The 22,260-nt window shown below is 37.8% G+C and carries 15 protein-coding genes and 1 pseudogene; all 16 read right to left on the bottom strand.

The features are described from left to right. Positions 1-100: 100 nt before the first annotated feature. A complete protein-coding gene (locus AC3ANL_RS25740) occupies positions 101-2,404 on the bottom strand; it encodes a glycoside hydrolase family 2 protein (protein WP_488327109.1) in 2,304 nt (767 codons plus the stop codon). Between the two features lie 88 nt (positions 2,405-2,492). Next, a complete protein-coding gene (locus AC3ANL_RS25745) occupies positions 2,493-4,244 on the bottom strand; it encodes a glycoside hydrolase family 3 protein (RefSeq protein WP_488327110.1) in 1,752 nt (583 codons plus the stop codon). 18 nt (positions 4,245-4,262) lie between these two features. Then, a complete protein-coding gene (locus AC3ANL_RS25750) occupies positions 4,263-5,102 on the bottom strand; it encodes an HAD family hydrolase (RefSeq protein WP_488327111.1) in 840 nt (279 codons plus the stop codon). 156 nt (positions 5,103-5,258) lie between these two features. Continuing rightward, positions 5,259-6,113, bottom strand: a complete 855-nt coding sequence (locus AC3ANL_RS25755) for an SDR family oxidoreductase (RefSeq protein WP_488327112.1) — start codon at positions 6,111-6,113, stop codon at positions 5,259-5,261. Positions 6,114-6,238: 125 nt separating this feature from the next. Then, positions 6,239-7,285, bottom strand: a complete 1,047-nt coding sequence (uxuA, locus tag AC3ANL_RS25760; RefSeq protein WP_488327113.1) for a mannonate dehydratase — start codon at positions 7,283-7,285, stop codon at positions 6,239-6,241. A gap of 18 nt (positions 7,286-7,303) precedes the next feature. After that, a complete protein-coding gene (gene uxaC / locus AC3ANL_RS25765) occupies positions 7,304-8,716 on the bottom strand; it encodes a glucuronate isomerase (protein ID WP_488327114.1) in 1,413 nt (470 codons plus the stop codon). 41 nt (positions 8,717-8,757) lie between these two features. After that, positions 8,758-9,771 (bottom strand): PfkB family carbohydrate kinase, encoded by a 1,014-nt coding sequence (locus AC3ANL_RS25770; RefSeq protein WP_488327115.1) that lies wholly within the window; start codon positions 9,769-9,771, stop codon positions 8,758-8,760. A gap of 2 nt (positions 9,772-9,773) precedes the next feature. Next, positions 9,774-10,415 carry a bifunctional 2-keto-4-hydroxyglutarate aldolase/2-keto-3-deoxy-6-phosphogluconate aldolase gene (locus tag AC3ANL_RS25775; RefSeq protein ID WP_488329840.1) on the bottom strand — a complete coding sequence of 214 codons (642 nt, stop codon included), beginning with the start codon at positions 10,413-10,415 and terminating at the stop codon, positions 9,774-9,776. A 357-nt stretch (positions 10,416-10,772) separates the two neighbouring features. Beyond that, on the bottom strand, positions 10,773-12,143 hold the full coding sequence (locus tag AC3ANL_RS25780) for an MFS transporter (protein ID WP_488327116.1): 1,371 nt from the start codon (positions 12,141-12,143) through the stop codon (positions 10,773-10,775). A gap of 429 nt (positions 12,144-12,572) precedes the next feature. Continuing rightward, positions 12,573-13,928 carry an MFS transporter gene (locus tag AC3ANL_RS25785; RefSeq protein ID WP_488327117.1) on the bottom strand — a complete coding sequence of 452 codons (1,356 nt, stop codon included), beginning with the start codon at positions 13,926-13,928 and terminating at the stop codon, positions 12,573-12,575. A gap of 424 nt (positions 13,929-14,352) precedes the next feature. Beyond that, complete coding sequence (locus AC3ANL_RS25790; RefSeq protein ID WP_488327118.1) at positions 14,353-15,069, bottom strand: GntR family transcriptional regulator; 717 nt, start codon at positions 15,067-15,069, stop codon at positions 14,353-14,355. Between the two features lie 298 nt (positions 15,070-15,367). Next, positions 15,368-15,433: pseudogene (gene rpsI / locus AC3ANL_RS25795) on the bottom strand (30S ribosomal protein S9); the annotation flags it as partial. Positions 15,434-15,718: 285 nt separating this feature from the next. Next, entirely contained in the window at positions 15,719-16,075 is a 357-nt protein-coding gene (locus AC3ANL_RS25800; RefSeq protein WP_488327119.1) for a type II toxin-antitoxin system RnlB family antitoxin, read from the bottom strand. 34 nt (positions 16,076-16,109) lie between these two features. After that, positions 16,110-17,546, bottom strand: coding sequence for a ribonuclease H1 domain-containing protein (locus AC3ANL_RS25805; RefSeq protein ID WP_488327120.1), 1,437 nt, complete (start codon positions 17,544-17,546; stop codon positions 16,110-16,112). A gap of 306 nt (positions 17,547-17,852) precedes the next feature. Then, complete coding sequence (locus tag AC3ANL_RS25810) at positions 17,853-20,999, bottom strand: type I restriction endonuclease subunit R, EcoR124 family (protein WP_488327121.1); 3,147 nt, start codon at positions 20,997-20,999, stop codon at positions 17,853-17,855. 16 nt (positions 21,000-21,015) lie between these two features. Then, on the bottom strand, positions 21,016-22,260 hold the full coding sequence (locus AC3ANL_RS25815; protein WP_488327122.1) for a restriction endonuclease subunit S: 1,245 nt from the start codon (positions 22,258-22,260) through the stop codon (positions 21,016-21,018).

Here is a 22,260-nt window from a genome sequence, read left to right on the forward strand (position 1 = left end):
AAGACCTGACTGTTTTCCCTTTGCCAAATTTTTTAGGGAATAGTAAAACGCCTATTTAACATTGAAAAAGGCCGTTTCCATGGAAACGACCTTACTAAGATTATTTGTGAATTTTAGTTAATTCCCTATTAAGGATATACATGACTTTATCGGTAAACATTTCTTCTGCCATCGATGCCAATACATCAATTGACATTCCTTCGGCCATTGCAAACATTGGGTGCTCTTCGGAAAAGCCTACTAAATACTTCTCGATTACTTTTCTCGTTTCTTCATTTTTCAAAAGCTCCCCAAGGGTAGAACGCGTCGAATAAACGTCATCAGAGATTTCAAATTCCTCTATTTCGACATCTTCCATTTCAGGCATGGTGAACCAGTTTGCTACTAAACCTCCTGTTTCGGCTTCAGGAGCCACATAACTTTGGTTAGCTTCCTCGACTTTATTAAAGAAGGCGATATCCTCAAATTCTACTCCATCTTGATTCGAAATAGCCTTAACTTTATTTAATCCTGATTTTAACGCTACATTTTCAAAAATAAAGGTCCTGCTATCACTTGTCTTCGCTCCCACTTCCGCTCCATTAGCAAAGAGAGTGACTTGATCACAGTTGGAATACACTTTAACCGTAATGGACTCATCCACACGATCAACAAAACGTTTACTTGTTATATGGACAAATTTTTCATTGGACCAGTTTGCTTTGTACATATAAAAAGCATCTTTTTTAATTCTGCGGTCGTACGTCATCAGGCCTTTATTATTGCGTCCCTTTACGCCGCCTTCGTCACGAATGTTGGCACCAAAGTCAAACATATTCCAAACGTATGTTGACCAGAGGTATGGTCGTTTCGAGAAAATACCCCAAACCGTTTCATGGAATAAGGTATGATATTCTTCTGTGTAATCCTTTACCTTCGGATCATTACTATGGTATTGTAAAATGCCCTCTGCCCCATATTCAGAAATCCCTAATTTCACTTGGGGATTTACTTGATGGAATCCATCTAACCAAGTAGCAAAGTCTTCCGTTTTTCCTTGATACCAGCCGTAATATTTGTTATAGCCGACAATATCGGTGATAAAATTATACTCATCCTTCTCTTGAACAAACATGACGTTTGCCATCGTCGAAAGTCTGGTTGGATCTTCTTTTTTCGTTAACTCATTTAACTCTTTTACCAATTTGCGAACTTCTGGTCGATCGCCGCCAATTTGGATTTCATTTTGGATGCCCCAGAACATGATGGATGGGTGGTTAAAGTTTTGTCTGATTAGTTCGATCATCTGCTGTTTTGGGTTAATTCCTTCGAGTTCTGTTTTCGACATAACGGAAATAAACGGAATTTCTGCCCAAACCACCATACCTTCTTGGTCACAAAGGTCATAGAAGTATTGATCATGCTGATAGTGAGCCAAACGAATCGAAGTGGCTCCTACCTCTTTAATGAATTCCATATCTTCTTTGTGCTCTTTGTTCGTAATGGCCCAGCCCATATCTTTTCGATCCTGGTGTCTGGAAACACCGTACAATGGCAGATGTTCTCCATTTAAAAAGAAGCCTTGTTCGGAATCAACCTTAAAATAGCGAACTCCAAACGGAATGGTAAGTTCATCAACTGTATCGTTAAAGCTTTCGAGCGACACATTTGCTCTATACATGTAAGCATTTTTCAACCCATTCCATAAGGTTGGGTTTTGAATGGTCGCTGGAATCTCGATTGTTTTGGTTTCTCCAGCAGCTAAGAACACTTCTTTAGCGGCGTAAGCTACACTTTTTCCGGCTGCATCTAGAAAATCTGCCCATACTCGTACTTTCTTTTCCTCTTTGTAATCATTCACTAATTTTGCCTTAATTGTTAATTGAGCTTGTTCGTTTGTTACTTGCTCCTGAACAATGTAGACGCCTTGTGAACCATAATCCATTAAATCAAAATGAACATGATTGGTAATGACTAGATTAACATCACGATAGATACCACCATAAAATGTGAAATCAGCCATCTGCGGATAAACGTCTTCCACGACAGTATTGTCGACTTTAACCGCTAATGTATTCGCTTTCCCAAATTCAATCACGTCGGTGATATCAAAACGGAAGATGGAGAACCCGCCGCGGTGCTGCCCAAGGTGGTGGTCATTCACATACACGTCAGTAACACTGTTTGAGCCATTGAATTCGATATAGACCTTATTTCCTTCAGAAGGAGTATCTATTTGAAAGTCTTTTCTATACCAACATGCACCCTTGTAATAGTCAAAGCCGTTTGCGCCATCAATAGCATTCCATGTATGCGGGATGTTAACGCTTTCCCAATTTTCATCGTTATAGCTTTTTTCGAGAGCTTGTTCTTCATTTTGTTTGATAAATTTCCACGATTGGTTCATATTAATAACTTTTCTCATGTTCTAACCTCCCGTTTTCTCCATTTTTTCTTTAAAAAAGCAACTATCGATAAGGATAGTTGCTTTTTGGTTTTTTCAACATATTGATTTAGCGTCTAGTATCCCATTTACCACACCATACGTTTTCATTTGGTGTTCCTTTGAAATCTGATTCACCCATGATTTTATCAATTGTTGTGCTGATGGAAATTTCATCATCATTGTACGCATTAATGTAGGCCTTCACCATTGGAACGTCTGTTAAGTGTGTCGTAAAGTTTAATGATACAAACACAGTCGGAACTTCATACACATACCAAGGTACCTCGTTGCTCATTGCTGTTTTCCATTGGATACGGTAGTTGTTTTGTGCACCATAGCCAATCACATCTGCAAAGACTAAAGCTGCATCCACTTCATCGCGATATTTGAGAGTAGGACCTTTAATACGAGTGGTACCATCGTTTACTGTTACCTCAAAGCCGCGTCTTTCTAACTCGGCAACGATGAAGTCGAGTGTTTTAGTGCTAGCTTCGTAAATACCGCCTTTTTCACCTTCTAAGAAATAAAGACGAATACGCTTGTGTGTTTCTGGGCGGATTGGAAGCTGGTCTAAAGTATTTTTCACTAATGTGATACCTTTATCAGCGGCCGCTTTTGCACGTGCTATATGGTCTTCACTACCAACAACTTTTAAGTCCTCTCTAGTACGCAATAACGTGCCTTCTTGTTGGGCATTGTGTAAGCCAAGGGAGGCTTTAAGTCCGAGAATTCTTTCTAATGCATCATGCAGACGTTCGTCTGTAATGACACCATTTTTGTATCCATTTAACATAAAGTTGAAATCTTCATCAATATTGTTAAAGAATAAGAACATGTCACATCCTGCAGCGATGGCTAATGGCACATAATCTTCACGGCGCATAGCAGCAGTCATCCCTAACATATGAGTAGCATCTGTTAACACTAAACCGTTGAAGCCAAATTTTCCTTTTAAAAGTCCATTAATTAATTCTGGAGCTAATGTTGCTGGTAAGACATCTTTGTCTTCTAAACCAGGAACTAACGCTTTTTGATATTCAGGCAATGCAATATGACCTGCCATGATGGAATGCACACCATTTTCAATGTGATTACGGTATACTTTACCGAATGATTCTTCCCATTCATCCACAGATAATTCATTAACACCTAATACTAAGTGCTGGTCGCGTTCTTCTGTACCATCACCAGGCCAGTGTTTAATACATACACCAATATTACTTTCTGTTAATCCTTTAATATAAGCGTTTGTATGCTTAATAACCGTTTCTGCGTTCGTTCCGTAAGCACGAGTATTGACAATGGTATTTCTCCAGTTTTTAAGGATATCAACACATGGATCAAAATTCCAGTTTACGCCAATCGCCTGCTCCTCACGACCGCTTACATAACCAGCATCGAATGATACTTGTTCATCACCGGATGCTTCACACATCGCAGCTTTAGCCACATAGGTACCATCATTCATGGCACCGTTTCCTCCAGAATCACAGTTTGCTGCCACCAATAAAGGAACTTTTGAATTTGATTGTAAATCATTAATTAAATCTTGTACTTGCTCGGAAGTGCCGCCCTGGTAACGAGCACCGCCAATATGATATTTACTCATGATTTCAGCATTTGTAAGTTTATTGCCGCTAAATTGATCTCCGCCAAAGAAGAATAAGTTAATAAATAATTGCCCAATTTTTTCCTCAACAGACATGCCTGAAATGGTATCCTTTACCCATTTGATATCTGCATCAGATAAGTTATAAGGTTTTGCTTTTAAATCTACTTTAGGCATTGAAATATTCATTCCAGCAATTTTTTGCATCATTTCGGACCCTCCAAAAGCTTATTTTAAGTTATCATTAAATTCATCGATTAACTTTTGTTGGTAATCACCTGCAAAGCTTCCATCGATGAACTTTCCTAAAGCTTCATTTCTGAAACGGTCCCAAGAGAATTTTTCTTTACCAACTAAGATTGGATAATAAAGAACCCCATTCTTTTGAGCCGCATCTAAATCTCCAGGTGCATCGCCCACCATTAATACATGGGTCTGATCAAAACCGAATGTCTTTAGTTGCTCAATACAATAAGCTTTTGTACCGGCTTCTTGGCCAAGCATCACATCTACATGAACATTAAGTTCATGTCTTGTCCATTCGTCCAAAACAGCCGCACCATTCGCAGAGGAAACAATCGCCACATTAGCGACATTATTGGCAGCCTGCAAGCCTTCTTTTGCCCCTTCAAATGGTCTGTCGTCCCCAGCCATTTCTTCGATTGACTTATTTACGGCATTGCTCCATTCTAATGCCTTCTTTAATTGCTCATCATTGGTCTTTTCAATTTCTCTCTGAAGAGAAGGATTGGATAATTCCGAAGTGGTTTCCGTCCAGTTTTTAAAGGAAGAAATATCAGGCATATCAATCCCTTCAGCTTGAAGAGCGGCGAATGTTTGGATAACTCCTTTAAAACGATTGATTCCTCTTGTCTGCGTATAAAGGTTAATATTGTTCCACACTTCAAGGAAATGATCTTGAATATGCTGAAGACCCCAAGTATTTACTGCCTCCGGGCCAAATGCTTTTCTATGTTTTACTTCCATCGTATCCATCGCACAGCCGTCAGAGTCCACGCATACGAGAAAGTCTTTTGTCTTTTGAAAATCTTGAATCTTATCTTTCATTCTCTTTACACCTCGGTTGTTTGGCTTATGTATTTTTTACACACTATTATCTTTCGAAAAAAAACTATTAATTATCCATGTTTTGTAAATGAAGGAAGGCTGCTAATCCATACTTGGGACTAGCAACCTTGAGCTCCTGTTAGCTATTCAAAAGAATTAAACTCCAGTGTAAGATGAGAAGCCGCCATCGATTGGAAGGACAACGCCAGTTACAAAGCTTGCTGCTTGTTCGCTAGCTAAGAAAAGAACTCCGCCAATCAATTCTTCTGGCTCACCAAATCTTTCCATTGGTGTGCTGCCAAGGATTTTACCTGTTCTTGCTGTAGGTGTTCCATCCTCATTAAATAATAATTTTTCATTTTGTTTTGTTACTAAGAATCCTGGTGCAATCGCATTTACACGAATACCAGCTTTTGCAAAATAAGTAGCACACCATTGTGTGAAGTTACTAATAGCTGCTTTTGCTCCACTGTATGCAGGTATTTTTGTTAATGGTGTATAAGCGTTCATAGATGATACGTTGATGATACAGCTTCCTTTTTTCTCAGTCATTGCTTTTGCAAATACTTGAGAAGGAAGTAATGTGCCTAAGAAGTTTAAGTCAAATACGAAACCTACACCTTTAGGATCAAGTTCAAAGAATGTTTTCATTTCTGGATTCTTTTTAACTTCTTCTGCATTAAAGAATTCATCATCAGTGGTTCCACGTGGATTATTTCCACCTGCACCGTTTAGAAGGATATCACATGTTCCTAGCTCTTTTTCAACGATTTCTCTCGCTTTTTCAAGTGCTTCTCTATCTAAAACGTTAGCTGCCACACCGATAGCTTTTCCGCCAGCTTCATTGATTTCATTTGCTACTTTATCTGCTGGTTCTTGGTGAAGATCAAGAATCGCTACTTTTGCACCGCATTCAGCTAATGCTTTAGCAAAATAAGAACCTAATACACCGCCACCGCCGGTAACAACGGCAACTTTATCTGTTAAATCCACTTTAAATGGAACTGTCATGATAATTTCCTCCTGAAGGTTTATTTTAGAATAAGAAAGTTTATAATTTTTGACTTAAAAAATTGTCTAGCTCCAGCGCCCAGCGGCTAGTGTACTTCGCTAAACGGGCGCTTTCGCTTTTCTATTTACTTTCTATTTTTTACTTCTGCTTCCCATAATCCAATTAGATAGGTAGCACCTAGCGCACGGTCATATAAACCATAGCCTGGTTTACCTGTTTCGCCCCAAATCATTCTTCCGTGGTCTGGGCGAATTGGACCGGTGTAATCAAAGTCCTTCATCGCGCGGATGACTTCGTACATATCGATGGAACCGTATTCTGATACATGAGCAGATTCTTCAAATGACATACCGCCTGTATGTTTTACGTTACGAGCATGTACAAAGTTTACGCGGCCTTTTTGTCCAAAATAACGAAGCATTTCAGGAAAATCATTTTTTGGATCACAACCAAGCGAACCACTGCACATTGTTAAGCCATTATATGGGCTGTCGTATAAGTTAACAAATCTTTCAAGGTTTTCTTTGTTTGTGATAATCCGTGGCAATCCAAAGATATCGGTTGGTGGATCATCTGGGTGAATCGCCATTTTAACGCCAGCTTCTTCAGCAACAGGTATAATTTCTTTAATGAAATACTCTAAGTTCGCCCAAAGTGTTTCATGATCGACATTTTTATAATGATCAAATAGAACTTGTAAGTCCTCTTTTTTGTAGCTGCTATCCCATCCTGGAAGTGATAATTCACCAGTTAGCGGATCCATTTTCTTCGCAACTTCTTCTTCAAAAATAAGGGCTGTTGAACCATCTGGAAGACGGTAATCTAAATCAGTACGTGTCCAGTCAAAGATTGGCATGAAGTTGTAACATACAACTGGAATGCCAGCTTTACCTAGATTACGTAAAGTTTCTTTATAGTTTTCAATGTATTTGTCACGAGTTGGAAGACCAATTTTAATATCTTCGTGAACAGGAACACTTTCAATAACCGAAATGTGTAAGCCTGCTTCTTCAACTGTATTTTTTAATTCTTGAATCTTTTCTAATGGCCAAGCCTCTCCAACAGGGATATCATAGATTGCTGTTACGATACCTTTCATGCCGGGAATTTGACGGATGTTTTCTAGTGAAATACTATCTGTTTTCCCATACCAACGGAAACTCATTTCCATAAATAATACGCCTCCTTATTAGTTAACCTCTATGCTAAAATAGTTTTTTGCATTGTTATAACAAATATTCTCAATTAGTTTTTGCAACAATGCTTGATCATTCGGAATTTCACCATCTTCAACCCATTCACCGACAAGATTACATAAAATCCGGCGGAAGTATTCATGACGGCTGTAAGAAATGAAACTGCGTGAATCTGTCAGCATGCCGACAAAATGCATCAACAAGCCTTGGTCGGCTAATGCATTCATCTGGCGAAGCATTCCTTGCTTAGTGTCGTTAAACCACCAGCCAGAACCCAGTTGGATTTTACCAGCAATCCCTGGCTCTGTTTGGAAATTAGCTAACGTACTTCCAACCAAATCATTGTATACGGGATTCAAGTTATAAAGAATCGTTTTTGGTAATGAACCATCTTCATCTAATGCATTTAAGAGTGCATTTAATGGTGCTGCTACTTCACCTTGATCATTAATTGAATCAAACCCAATATCCGGTCCTAGCTTTTTGAACATCCTCGCATTATTATTCCGGATGGCACCGAAATGAATTTGCATCGCCCAATCTCTCTTTTTATAGCATTTACCCAAAAAGAGAAGAACAGCCGTTTTGAATTTCTTTTCATCCTCTAGGCTTACACCATTACCACTGCGTCCTGCTTGAAAAATAGCCTCTACTTCACCAGGTTCTGCGGTTGCAAATGGAATATCACCTAAACCGTGATCCGAAATCCTGCCGCCTTTTTGATGGAAGTATTCAACCCTTTCTTCAAGAGCATTCAAATAATCTTCAAATGAAGATATTTGTTTGTTTGTAACCTTTTCAAGTTGCTGAACAAATCCAACAAAGGGTTCTTTATTAATCTCGATTCCTTTGTCAGGACGGAATGTTGGAAGCACGACAACTGGAAAATCACTTTGTTTGATTTGATCATGATAATACAAATCATCTGTTGGATCGTCAGTTGTACAAATTACCTTTACATTGGAGCGTTGAATCAAACCCTGGACTGAATAATCATCTTGTTGTAATAACGCATTGCACTGGTCCCATATACGTTCCCAGTTATCTTCACTCAATAATTCTTCAATTCCAAAGTATTTCTTTAGTTCTAAATGGGTCCAATGATAGAGTGGATTCCCAACTGTATTAGGTACCGTTTTTGCCCAAGCAGCAAATTTTTCTTTGTCACTGTCGTCCCCCGTAATATAGCGTTCATCAATCCCGTTAGCTCTCATACCACGCCATTTATAATGGTCGCCAGCCAGCCATAGTTCTGTGATATTGTTAAACTTTCGGTTTTCAGCAATTTCCTGTGGTGATAAATGACAATGATAATCATAAATCGGCATTTTTTCAGCATAGGTATGGTACAAATCTACAGCTGTTTTATTTTTTAGCATAAAATCATCATGAATAAATGATCCCATATCAAACACCCTCCCTCTTTTTTAGTCAGTCGTTACCCTGATTAGCGATTGATGGAAAATGAGCGGCTCATATATTTTTCGACATCAGAGATAGGTATCAAATTCGCATCTCCCTCAATTGTATGCTTAAGGGCGAAACATCCTGTAGCAAATTCAACTGCCTCTTGTGGTTTATAATCATTAATTAATGAATAAATGATTCCCGCAGAGAAGGCATCACCTGTACCCACTCGATCAATAATATCCACTTCAACTTCAGTAGATTGATAAATTTTTGAACCATCAAACAGATAAGCCTGCAATCGATTACAATTCACAGACACATGTTCTCTTTTTGTCATGACCACATATTTGAATCCAAATTGTTTATGTAGTTGTGTCATGACTTCTGCATAATCGTCTATGCTAGGATTTTTTGGCAGTTTATCTTTAATGTCCTGTCCTGCTTCATCCAGTAATGTTAATGGTTCTATTCCAATACATACATCTACATATTGGATTAATTCTGTCATTTTTTCGCGTGCCTTTTCAAAAGTCCATAATGCACTTCTGTAATTAAGATCACAGCTGGTCGTTAATCCTTTTGCCTTTGCAGCGATTAACGCCTGCTTCGTTAAGGTAAATAACTCTTCATTTAAAGCAGGTGTGATCCCGCTTATATGAAACCAATCAGCATCTGCAAAAATAGCATCAAAATCATATTCTTCTGCTTTTGACATGGCAAACGAAGAGTACTTCCGGTCATAGTAGACCTTTGATGGCCGGATCGAAAAACCCTTTTCTAAAAAGTATATCCCCAGCCGGTCTCCTCCACGCAGAACATGGTTGGTCATGACGCCAAATCGATTTAATTGCTGCTCAGCACTCGTGCCAATCGCATTATCGGGCAACTTGGTCACGAAGGAACTGGATAGTCCAAATTTTGCTAAGGAGACAGCAACATTCGCTTCCCCGCCGCCATATACCGCATCAAAAGAATTTGCTTGAACAATTTTTTGATAGTTTGGTGCTGATAATCGAAGCATAATTTCCCCAAGGGTTACTACTTTTTTCATGATTATTCCGCCTTAATAGAAGCCAACTTATCCATGAACTCGCGGGCAACTTTTTCGACTGAACTATAATCACCGTTTGTGACACCTTTTGTTAATGCACTGCCAATTCCAACTGCAAAAGCACCATTTTTCATCCACTTATCAATATTATCCAAACTTACTCCACCAGAAGGCATTAATTCAACATGTGGAATTGGCCCTTTAACATCTTTAATAAATCCTGGTCCCATCAAACTTCCTGGGAACAATTTAACTACATCGACTCCGAAAGAAAGAGCCTCCATAATTTCTGTCACAGAACCACAGCCAGGCAGATATGGAGTAGCATAGCGGTTACACATGGTCGCAATCGCACCATCAAAATGCGGACTAACTACATAACGCGCACCTTTCATAATGGCAATTCTTGCTGTCTCAGCATCTAAAACAGTTCCTGCGCCAACAATCATACCACTTTCCCCTAATTGAGAAAGTTCAGCAATCGCATCCTCTGCACCAGGTGTTGAGAAAGTGACCTCAAGGGAACGAATTCCACCTTTAAAGGCTTGTTTAGAGATCTCAACTGCATCTTCTTTGTTCTTTCCGCGAATAACTGCAACTAAATATCCTTTATGCATTTCGTTAAGTGTTTCAAATTTTTGCAACATATTATCACCCGTCATTTTAGTAGTAACAACTATAATACACTTACGGTAAAACTATATCCATAAATAATGGATCACTTTTAACAATTCCAATTACTGATTAGGGTTAATCAATGTAGAAAAAATATACTAAAAACAGATGTAACATTGATTTTAACAGTAAAATAAAATTGTAAAATTCACTTTCTACTTTTCACACTTGTATACTAGCATACTTATCTGATTTTTTCTATTAAAGATGATTAGTTTTTTAAAATTTAATATATTTGACACAGAATTTGACAAAAAACAAGCGGCATTTTTATCTTTAGGATGAAATACCGCTTGCTGATTGTTTAATAGACCGTTTAATGAAGCTTACTTATGCGAAGCTCCTGCTGCTTTACGTTTCTCTGTTAAATCAACCGCTAGTTGATTTGTGCGCTTTTTCGTTAATGGATATAAGAATACCAAGATTAAGAAGATGACAGCATACACAGCGGCCGGAACTAAAGTTGCCAAAGTATGAATTCCATCCAATACATGTTGTGGCTGAACAGGACGAGCTGCGCTGTAACCAACGGCACCGATTACCGCACCGCCAAGTCCACCTGCAATCGCTTGGCCAACCTTCCGGGCAAAGGAATAGATCGAGTATACTGTTCCATCTTCCCGTAAACCGGTTAAAAATTCATGATAATCAATAACATCTGTTACAAATGCCCACACAACGATATTAAAGAAAGCAAATCCAAACATGCCGAGCGCTGTGATCGCTACAAATACGGTTGCACTAATGTTTGGTAGGAAAAACAGTAAGAGATAAACGATGGCAGCAAGGGCCATCCCTACAGAGGCAATTTCCTTTTTCCCGTACTTACGCACTAATGGGTTAGCAAATGGAATTGCAATGAAGGCTGAAACCGATTGAACAATACCAACAAAGCTTAATATTTTTGCATTGCCGAAATAATCTTTAAATAAATATACATTGACAGTTCCAACTAACATCATGTTGATCATGAAGAGCAATGAAGCAATTAAGATCCAAATTAATGGTTTATTTTTCATAAGACCTTTAATCGTAGTACCGAAATTAGCCTTTTTCCCTTGCGTTTCAGCTACTACAATTCGTTCAGTTGATAACTTCACACACGCCATATAGCAGGCAATTGACAGAATTGCGAAAAGAACTCCGGCCATTAAAAAGCGATTGGCATCGGCCTTATTGTCGACAAATACAATAAGTGGTCCAACAGCACCAACGATTAATTGTGCTGCCATGGAGCCCATTGTTCTAAAGGTAGATAAGCTTGTCCGTTGAACAGGGTCTTCTGTAATAACAGAAGCCATTGAGCCATAAGGAATATTAACTGTACTATATAAAGTTCCCCAAAGAATATAGGTAACAAAGGCATATGCTTCATAGAATCCCGTTGACATTCCTGGAATGTGCAGGAACATTAACGCTCCGGAAATAACAAGTGGAAATGACATCCGAAAAATCCACGGTTTGAACTTACCGTTTTTACCCGTTTTTCTTGTGTCAATAAACCGACCCCAGGTTACATCTGCAAAGGCATCCCATAACCGTGCAATTAAAAAGAGTGAACCGACAAACACAGGACTAATCCCAAAAACGTCAGTATAGTAAACCATTAAGAAAGAACTTACAAGAAAAAAGAAGAAATCGTTTCCAAAATCACCAAATAAATAGCCGATTTTATCTTTCATACCAAAAGGACGCATTGTTAAAACCTCCGAAATTCATGATGTGATCGTGCCTTAAACCAAGACACATAAAGCGGTTTCATTTTGTAAATAGAAATAAATGATGTAATTAATTAGACATAGACATTTTATATATTGGCTTAATTAATGAAAAGATAAACTTAAATATTTTAATAGCAAGTAGGGTAAATTTTTTACTATGGTACTAGTTAAGTCATTATTATACAGACTTGGTTGATATTCAGTACCACTTAACTCTATCACCTCTTTTTAGTATACTTGTATACTAGCATACCTTTAAAGCGTTTTCAAGTATAAATGATTTTGTTCATAATTTGTTTTAATTTTAGAGGAAGTGCGTGTAAAGCCGCAGCCTTAAAAATGGAAATCAAAAAAAGCCAGCATTCTATTTTCATAGGATACTGGCCTTCATTACTATTTTCTTATTTATGCAGCTTTTCTTTTTGTTGCTAAATCACTGGCAAGTTGAGTCGTGCGTTTTTTATTCAACGGATAAAGGAATACAATTAGTAAGAATACGACTGCTAGAGTGATGGCAGGGACTAAAGTACCGAGAGTATGAATTCCCTGAAGCGTGCCTTGTGTTTGTGCTTGAAGATTTGGATTATAACCGACAGCGCCGATCGCTATACCGCCAATACCACCAGCAACAGCTTGTCCTACTTTACGAGCAAACGAATAGATTGAATACACAGTGCCGTCTTCACGTAAACCTGTTAAATATTCATGGTAATCAATTACATCTGTAACGAATGCCCAAATAACTAGGTTAAACAGTCCATAACCGAACATTGCAACAAAAAGAATGGAAATGAATTGCGTTGAGTTTAAATTTGGCATTAGATATAAGACTCCATAGACAACCGCCGCAATCACGAGACCGGCTGAAGCTAATTCCTTTTTGCCAAATTTAGCTACTAATGGTTTAACCATTGGCATTCCAATAAAAACAGCAACCGATTGAAGAAGACCAACCATACTTAATGCTTTGGCATTACCGAAATAATCTTTAAAAAGATAAACGTTTACTGTGCCAATTAACATGAAGACAACCATGAAAGTTAAAGAAGCGATAAGAAACACAATTAGTGGTTTATTTTGTCCTAACCCTTTTACAGTTTTTGCAAAATTAACTTTTGGCTTCGCAGTTTCATCCATTGTAATACGTTCAACTGATAATTTATAACAAGCCATATAACAAGCAATTGCTAGTGCACCGAAAATGATGGCACCTAGTAAAAAGTGATTTGCATCCGCTTTATTATTTACAAACAAAATCATTGGTCCAACAACATTGATAATTAAACCTGCTAAATTCGCACCCAAGGTTCTCCAGCTTGATAGCGAAGTACGATCAACAGGATCACTTGAGATAACAGAAGCCATAGAACCATAAGGGATATTAACTGTGCTATATAATGTTCCCCATAAAATATATGTTACATAGGCATAAGCTAAATAGAATCCATTTGACATACCAGGAATGTGAACAAACATTAACACACCGGAAATAACAAGCGGGATTGACATTCTAAAAATCCAAGGTCTGAACTTACCACTTTTACCTGCTTTTCTAGTATCAATAAAACGGCCCCAAGTAATATCTGCAACCGCATCCCATAACCTTGCTGCTAAAAAGAGCCCGCCGACCGTAGCCGGATTAAGATGGAAGACATCTGTATAAAATACCATTAAAAAAGAGGCTACTAGAATAAAGAAGAAATCGTTTCCAAAATCACCGAATAAATAACCAAGTTTGTCTTTAAAACCGAAAGGACGCATGTGCTGTTCCTCCTATAGTGTTTTTAGTTGCTCAAAATAATAAAGCGATTACAATTTATCCATTATTGCAAAAACTAAGACGAGAAATCTAAGATGGTTGATCAACTTATTACCAATTAATTTAAGCTCTTGTCCATGGTTCATTTCTACCTTACAAATAATGATGGTTAACTTAAAATTTAAAAATAGCAATTGCTTTACTCCAAGGACCTTAGCTGTTTTAATTGTTTGGCTTTAAGCACTCGTCCCTCCTTTTTTATTTATACTAGTATACTAGCATGCGAAATTATTTTGTGCAATAGAAAATATGTAAACGGTAACAATTTGTTCAAATTCCCAAAAAAGAAGAGGCAAATTTCAAGAAATCCCTTGCATTTTTCTCTTTCAGCTTCCTATTTTTAGGCAAAAAAAAGTATTCCTATAACTACAGGAATACTGGTATCTTTTCAGGGAGTTCAAAAAAGGTTAAATAAGGACTGTCTTCTTTAAATAAATCCTCCCAGAGTTTAATTGGTTCCATAATATGAGCTCTTACGATATCTTCAACTAGGTCACAATCTTTTTCTTCAAGAATTTGGATAATTCTCTTATGTTGACCAATGGCTTCATCAAAACTATGCTGCATCTCTGAAAGCAGTCTGATCCGGTTATAATGGGTGCTTATTCTATTTATTGCCTCCCAAACATTTTCCTTCCTATTCCCTTGAAAGATGATATGATGAAACTCTTTATCCAGTTTATGGAATTGCCGTTCCATTCCTTTTTTCCCAATTAATTCTTCCTGAAGAGCCATGTTCCTCTTTAACTCATATAAATTAGCCTTCGGAAACGTTTCACACGATAGCTTTAATACCTCTTTTTCAAGTGTGTAACGCATAAATGAAGCTTCTTTAATTAATTGTGGCTTAATTTTGGATATATAAGTTCCTACTTGTGGTATTACTTCTACTAAATGCTCTTCCCGTAATTTTGCCAGTACCTCTCTAATTGGCGTTCGAGAAAGCTGCAATGCTTCTGCTAATTCAATTTCACTAATAGCTTTACCTGGTTCTAGTTCTAAAGACATAATCGAATCTTTTATGACTCTATAAGAGTAATCTTTATTATTTTCACGAGGCAGCCTTGGCGATACTGTTACCATTATGGTACACTCCCTATTTCCCATTCACTTGAACAAAATTCTATCCCCATCATAGCATTGTACCTTCACTCATTCAATACTGGAAAAAGAAGATAGTTAACCTTTGTATGCTTTTTTATAAGCTAAACTTTAAGCGTTTATTTGTATACTAGCATCCTAAATTTAAAAATACAACAAAAAGGTGAAAACGTTAACATTTTAGTCGTTTTTACCTAGGGACTTTACGGCTAGCAGCATTTTTCTTGTATAAAAAAAGACCCTTTCCACAAAAGTGAAAAGAGCCTTTGAAACGCCAAAATTAACGTTTTGAGAACTGAGGCGCACGACGAGCACCTTTAAGACCGTATTTTTTACGTTCTTTAATGCATATATTAAATATGAAGAAAGCTGTTTATAAGGAGTAAAAGAAAAGCGTGCTTTTACGGACTTTTCCTTGTAAACTCCAAAAACGGAAAAATTACATTCTATATGATTCGTGGTCAGATGGTGGTCAAAAGATATTCGCTAAAGTTCATTATTTCAATTGCTCGTTTTTTGCTCCTCGAAACGATCACCGTTGTTTCACAAAAAAAAATGTTGGAAAGTCTCAAATTTTTATAACATGGGTAGAATAAAATAAATAACCCTCCCGCTGTGGGAGGGCATTTTTTTAAATACCAATACCTCTACTAAGTAATTTCTTTTGGATGCTGGTTAAAATCGAATTATTTAATATTTCTGGAGTTTTTTCCAGAGTCTTTGCAATAATAGTTCTAATTTCATCTTGTTTATCTATAAATGCTGTTCGTGCCGAAGACCAATCCAAATTTCCATTTTGGCTATCTAATTCAATGAAACGATCATTTACGTTACCTGAGTGAAACAAAGTATCCAGGAGAACTTTACCATGAACATTACCAAGATGGGTTAATTCCGGTTTTAGTTCATGGAGGGATTCGTAAGTTTGAATTATAATGCAAGCATCGTATTCATTCTTATCAAGCTGTATTACATTAAATTTACTCATCACAATCCCTCCTTCCTTCTAGACATATTATTCCCTACTTAACAGTAAAGTATTCATCCATTAATTGTAAAGTGTCTGTTATCATAGCTCGCCAATGATTTCGATCCAAAACCCTTGTCGTGTCTTTCTGTCCCTTTTCATAATAATCCCAATGGAACAGAGTATGTCTATGCCTGCTATGATAATCATAAACAGAATTTAAGTACCTTATCTTCTTCGGTGACCCTATATTCCCATGATATTTTTCATCCAGCTTATATGTTCCTTTATCTTTATCTTTTGGGATAAAGCAATCAAAAGACTTATCGACAATGATATTGTGTTTTTGCAAAATTAATTTTAAAAACCCCTCAAGAGTCCTCAAGGCAGGAAATGATAAGAATGTGTAATCGTACATATCACCCTCGAGTTGAAGGTTAAAAATTGCTTGCTTGATTGAATTATTGAGTTTTGGCGAGAATTCAATATTTTTGTTAGGCAAATAAGTAACAAACTCGTTTTCAACAAATTCCTTATCAACCTTAACATTATAAAATGGATTAAAAACTTCAAATATTTGATTGCTATCCACTAATTCAAATATATAGGCAGAAAAAACAGTGAATAGCCTTTCTTTTCTACCCTGGATCATTAACTTTCTTTTATCCTTGTAGTATACTACTACAATTCTCTCTTTTTCAAATAGAAATTGCCAGGTAATTTTTACATCATCTTCTGACCTTTTTACCAACAAACCGTCAAAATCATCACTTAACAAATCAATAATCACTTCTATATCGCTTATTTTTAACCGTTCAACTACAATATAATCGGAGCCCACCTTAGGTTTTTCTCCAATGGCCAAAGCTTGCTTTGCAAGCTTGTCTACTATTTCGTTATTTTTATTTCCAGAATGACCTTTAACCCATTGGAAATTGATTTTAATATCACTATATTTCGACATAAAATCCATATATGTAGTTGCGACGTATGACTTAACTTTCCATTCACCTTGATACCATTTTGCAATTCCTTCATAATCATGAAAAATTAATATTTTGTTGTATCCCATTTCTGCGGCTTTTTTTACCGCCTTCATGGTTCCCATCAATTCCCCAGCAACATTCCTTGAAGGTAAAGCGTTTTTATCATCACCATATCCATAGTCCTCAATGGTTTGACCATCAGGTAATATCAATAAAAGACCGTATGAATACCGTTTCATCTCATCGCTATAGCTGCCATCAACATATGCGGTAAGTGTATTTGCGCCTTTTTCTGTAGGCGTAATAACAACACTTTCATCTTTATTATTGCTATTTAAAGGAATATTCTCTTCTAGTTTTAAATATGCTTCAGCCTCTTCACGAGATTGAAAGCCTTTATATATTGCACCTTTATAACCATCTACTGCACTTTTACATTCATCCCAGGTTTCAAAAATACCAACTTTTCTGCCGTTACGGACTGCATAAATTTTTTTCTTAGCCATAACCCCCACCCTTTCAACAAGAATTATATACTAATAAAACCAAAAATAGGGAAATATGTTTTGCGGATGGTGAAAATTAATTAAAAATGCGACTCCATAAGAGGAAATCGCACCTTTTTAATAAACAAATATTTGCTTCTCTATTATCTCACTAAAGAGTTTAACCTTAATATTCATGCGAGCTGGGTTCAGAATTCCTGCGCCAGCGACGGATAGGGACCGAACAACAGTTCATCAAACGGATGAAAGACCCTCTCCATTTGGTTTATTTATATTGCTTTATTACATTATGCCGCCCTAGTATTCTTACAGCTCTTCAATATCGAATCCATCTTTAAGAATGAACTCCTTAAGCAAATTATGTACTCTTATGTTGATCTTAAATAGTGGTATTTTTGCATTTTCCAGTTTTTCGAAATACTCCTTTGCCTTGGCTTTGTCTACGCTAGCCTTCAAATAATCGAAGCGACCGAACTGATTGATGTTCGCTTCAGTTACATTTGCAGCCATAAGATTGCGGAGTTGCTTTTCATCCACCCCCAAGAATCGAGAAATACTTTGGATCTGGTCATTCTTTGCCCTAAATTGATATTCAGTGATATAATCCCTGAAGGTTTTACCACTTTCCAACCTGGCATTTCCACTTTCTACGTCGTGAAGGAAGATGTTTGCATACTTTTGTTCTTCCTGCGTCAATATAGCGAATGACTTATGCAAATCATCAAGCGTCTTCCGCATTTCAGCTAGATCTACATCACCATGTGTAAGGATTTTCAGAAATTTTTCAAAGCGCGAGTTCATATAGTCCGAGTCAATTTTTCCGGTATCAATCTCCGTAAGGTAACCATCAATCTCGAAAGGAACATCGTCGCCGCCACCTCCGCCGTTGCCGCCGAACAGCTCTTTATAACGGAGTGCCAAAACCAAATAGGTGTTTTCATCTAGTTTCATTTCAACTTTAGTCTTTGGCTTTCCACGGCCATGGTTGAATTCATACATTGACTGATTCCATGAAAAGCCTTGGATTTTTGCAGCTTCCAGATAGTCGTTGAATGATTTGAAGAGTGATGCAAATTTCCCACGCTCCGAACTGTCATCCGGAAGCTTTTCAAAGTTCGGAATCCCGGAACGGGTGAACAGCTCGCTGATGTCATAAAAAATTGCATTCAGCTTGTTTAGATTGTACTCAAGCTTTTCTACAAATAATCCAATAGGCTTATCACCAGAATAGAGCTTAACAGCTTTTTCGATGTTTTGCTCCATTGTATGCGGATACCTGTAGTATCGTATGGTTCCAAAAGGCTTTTCCGGGCCGAACAGACGATTTGTACGGGAGAATGCTTGGATGATATTTTCATACCGAAGCCTCTTATCCATATAAAGCGTGTTAATCCACTTTGAATCGAATCCTGTAAGCATCTGGTCGACTACAATCAGAAGATCGAGTTGCTTTTCCGGCGTTCTTTCTATCGACTTATATGGATCTTTATGAGCAAGACGTGCAGCGATGTCTTTTTTTAGCTTATCGAAGTTCTTTAGACTAAATTTCTGCTCATATCTAGCGTTGTAATCCTCGATTATTTCAACTAGACCGTCCTCTTTAAAAGCTACTCCGCCGTTATTGTCGATGCTTGGGTCAAACAGGCAAGTAACCTTTAATGTTGGCATGACTTTTTTTATCATCCGATAATAAATGATTGCCTCTGGTATGCTGCTTGTAGCAAAAATTGCGTGGAACTTGCTATTATGACTTAATGTCAGCCAGTTGTCAGTAATGTCCTTAACAACCATGTTTTCATGTTCTTCAGTTTGATATTGGGATGTCGGCAAATAGTCCTCTATTCCTTTGACATTCTTTCCATCATCACCGATAAAGCCCGCCATTTTTACTTGAGAAGAATCCATGTATTTATAAAAGACTTCCTTCTTTATAGGATCAGCGAGAGCTTCTTCAACGGAAACCGCTTTTGCCTGCAACAAAGCAACAGCCTCACGAACATCCCTATCTCTGTAGGTCAACACTTTGTAAGGGTCAAATCCAAGGACATTCTTATCACGAATACCATCGGCAATGCTGTATCTGTGTAGCTCATCACCGAAAATGGTTGCAGTGGTGTTCATTTTCTTTTGGTTTTCATCTTGAATGGGCGTTCCTGTAAATCCAAAGAAAACGGCAGACGGGAAAGAGTACTTTATATCCGTTAGCATTTCTCCGAATGTAGAGCGATGCGCTTCATCGACAATAAAGACGATTCTCTTGGAACTCATCAGCTCAATATCATGAGCATTTAAGCCGCCCTCTTCATCTTTGATATTGCTCATTTTCTGGATAGAGGTCACTATAAGCGTATTTGCCGGGTCGTCGCTTTTAAGTTTTGAAATTAAAGTAAAGGTATCTTCCGTTGCCTGCACAGACTCATTTTCATCTGCAAAACCGCGATACTCTTTCAAGGATTGCGTTCCGAGTTCAATTCTGTCCATTAGGAAGATAACCTTATCGGCATCTTTTGAGTTTGCAATAAGCTGCGCCGACTTGAAGCTTGTCATTGTCTTGCCGGAGCCTGTGGTATGCCAAACATACCCGCCAAGTCTGCCGCGACCATCCCAGTTGGTTTTGGAAACACGGTCAGAAATGGCGTTTGCAGCATAGTATTGATAGCTACGCATGACTTTTAGTACACCATCGGAATCATCGGCGACGGTATAAAAGCCAATAAGCTGGTGTGCCATCGGAATGGAAAGCAGTGAGGACGCAATATCTTTCCAGTCATTGATAGGCTCGTTATTAAAATCTGCCCAGTGAAAGTAGAAATCTTTATTGAACTTTCCGTCCATTCCGGGATTGGCGAAATAAACTGTTTCTGCCGGTTCCATAGCAACAAAAATCTGAATAAGCGAAAATATTCCGGTGAAGATCCCTTCATCGGAGTATTTTTCTATCTGGTTATATGCCTGGCTGACCGAAACGCCGCTGCGCTTCAACTCGATGTGAATAACCGGCATACCGTTGATCAAGAGCATCAAATCACCACGACGGTCATTTAATATTTTGGACTTGCTCTTAAATTTTGGCTGTTTTACGATTTGATAACGGCTTTGTCCAGCGGCGATCTCACGGCGGTCATATATCTTGAGACTGACCTCTTTCCCAAAGTGCAGAGTATCATTGGGATTATCACGAATAATGGATACAGTTCTCCCGTTAATGAAGCCGTTTAGTTTCAAAGGTGTCCGCAGCGTGGTAATCTGCTCCATTATCTGTTGCATCTCACCGCTTGTCAGAGGATAATCATTCAAACGGTCGATACCTCTGTTATTTTCAAAGAGAATATCCGCCCAGTTTTTTAGCAAATCTTCTTCAGAGGTATTTTTCAGGATCTTAGATTCCCAGCCTTTATGTGAAAGTGCCTCAACCAAGGCTTCTTCAAAATCAGATTCTTTGTCAAAGACCATTACGCTTTCAAACCTCCTACACAAACATTTTTTCGAACATGGATTTCTTAATATTCTTTAACTTTTCTAACTTTCGCTGCTGTAGGGTGATAAGGTCATCCTGCTGCTTGAAAAAAACACCGATTTTGGCTTGCTCAGTTTTACTTTTTGGGAATTTTAATTCTGTATCAAAAAAAGCATCTGCCGAAATATTAAGTAATCCATGATTTCTTGCACCCTCAGCAGCTCTTTCCGCCACTTGCTTATGCCAATTATTTGTTTCATAGTATGAAACTAGATAATCAGAATTTATGACATCTATTTTAGGTGCGAATACAATGTAAAGAGTTGATAAAACGCCCATCTCATAAAGATCTAAGCGTTTTACTGCACCAAAAGGGTAGCCCTCCGAATAACTTTTGTTGTATGCAAATTCACCATTTTTTACGAGATAGTAATTGCTTACATCACGACTTGCAATACGATTATTAAAATAGGTTATTTGGTCAACCAATCCATATTGTGCAGAAATGGTTAGTGGTAATGTTGACTCGAGATTTGTGTTCTTTCTAACAATACGGTCTGCAACATCTCCCAACTTACGCTGTTCCCAATCATCGGTAAATCCGGCAAAACGAACTTCCGGAACATTGGCTTCATCTTTCGGGAACATTTTTTCGAGCATTGATTTTTTGACGATTACCAATTTGTTATACTTCAGTTGATGAAGAGCGATAAGGTGGTCGAGTTTGCGGAAGAAATCTCCAATCTTAAATTGTTCAGCTTTTTCAGGAGTATTAACAGCAATACCCATAAATTCATCATAGCTGATATTAAGTAGACCATCCATACGAGCACCAGATGATATAAGCTTACCGAGTTCCTTGTCTGGCAATTTTGTAGCAAATAAGTATTCCACAAAACTTGCAACAGTATCTTCGTTAACTCTAAAACTGTGATAAACCCTTGGAACCAGGGCTTCTTCGTAATTTTTTAACTCAAATACTGCTCCGTATTTTGCAAGTTTTGAATTACCGTGATTGTAGGAGAGTTCGCCTTTTGAAAGCAATGTATAATTCTTCTGCTCATTACCTGCAATGTTTCCATAAAACCTAACACGTTGGTCAAGCCAACCTTTTGCAGCAGAAATTGTGAGCGTAGGCAGATCCATTCTGCCATCATTTCCTTGCACACGGTCAGCAATCTCTCCCAACTTACGCTGTTCCCAAGCATCCGTAAATCCGGTGAAGCGAATTTCTGGTTTTTTATCTATTTCTGCCAT

This window comes from Neobacillus sp. DHD-1R, assembly GCF_057747995.1.

What these genes read in the sequence shown, in the direction of transcription:
- uxuA (WP_488327113.1), bottom strand. Translation starts at nt 7,285, where the DNA reads ATGGAAATGAGTTTCCGTTGGTATGGGAAAACAGATAGTATTTCACTA.
- AC3ANL_RS25810 (WP_488327121.1), bottom strand. Translation starts at nt 20,999, where the DNA reads ATGGTCTTTGACAAAGAATCTGATTTTGAAGAAGCCTTGGTTGAGGCA.
- AC3ANL_RS25740 (WP_488327109.1), bottom strand. Translation starts at nt 2,404, where the DNA reads ATGAGAAAAGTTATTAATATGAACCAATCGTGGAAATTTATCAAACAA.
- AC3ANL_RS25755 (WP_488327112.1), bottom strand. Translation starts at nt 6,113, where the DNA reads ATGACAGTTCCATTTAAAGTGGATTTAACAGATAAAGTTGCCGTTGTT.
- AC3ANL_RS25800 (WP_488327119.1), bottom strand. Translation starts at nt 16,075, where the DNA reads ATGAGTAAATTTAATGTAATACAGCTTGATAAGAATGAATACGATGCT.
- AC3ANL_RS25815 (WP_488327122.1), bottom strand. Translation starts at nt 22,260, where the DNA reads ATGGCAGAAATAGATAAAAAACCAGAAATTCGCTTCACCGGATTTACG.
- AC3ANL_RS25785 (WP_488327117.1), bottom strand. Translation starts at nt 13,928, where the DNA reads ATGCGTCCTTTCGGTTTTAAAGACAAACTTGGTTATTTATTCGGTGAT.
- AC3ANL_RS25805 (WP_488327120.1), bottom strand. Translation starts at nt 17,546, where the DNA reads ATGGCTAAGAAAAAAATTTATGCAGTCCGTAACGGCAGAAAAGTTGGT.
- AC3ANL_RS25750 (WP_488327111.1), bottom strand. Translation starts at nt 5,102, where the DNA reads ATGAAAGATAAGATTCAAGATTTTCAAAAGACAAAAGACTTTCTCGTA.
- AC3ANL_RS25745 (WP_488327110.1), bottom strand. Translation starts at nt 4,244, where the DNA reads ATGATGCAAAAAATTGCTGGAATGAATATTTCAATGCCTAAAGTAGAT.
- uxaC (WP_488327114.1), bottom strand. Translation starts at nt 8,716, where the DNA reads ATGGGATCATTTATTCATGATGATTTTATGCTAAAAAATAAAACAGCT.
- AC3ANL_RS25770 (WP_488327115.1), bottom strand. Translation starts at nt 9,771, where the DNA reads ATGAAAAAAGTAGTAACCCTTGGGGAAATTATGCTTCGATTATCAGCA.
- AC3ANL_RS25790 (WP_488327118.1), bottom strand. Translation starts at nt 15,069, where the DNA reads ATGGTAACAGTATCGCCAAGGCTGCCTCGTGAAAATAATAAAGATTAC.
- AC3ANL_RS25780 (WP_488327116.1), bottom strand. Translation starts at nt 12,143, where the DNA reads ATGCGTCCTTTTGGTATGAAAGATAAAATCGGCTATTTATTTGGTGAT.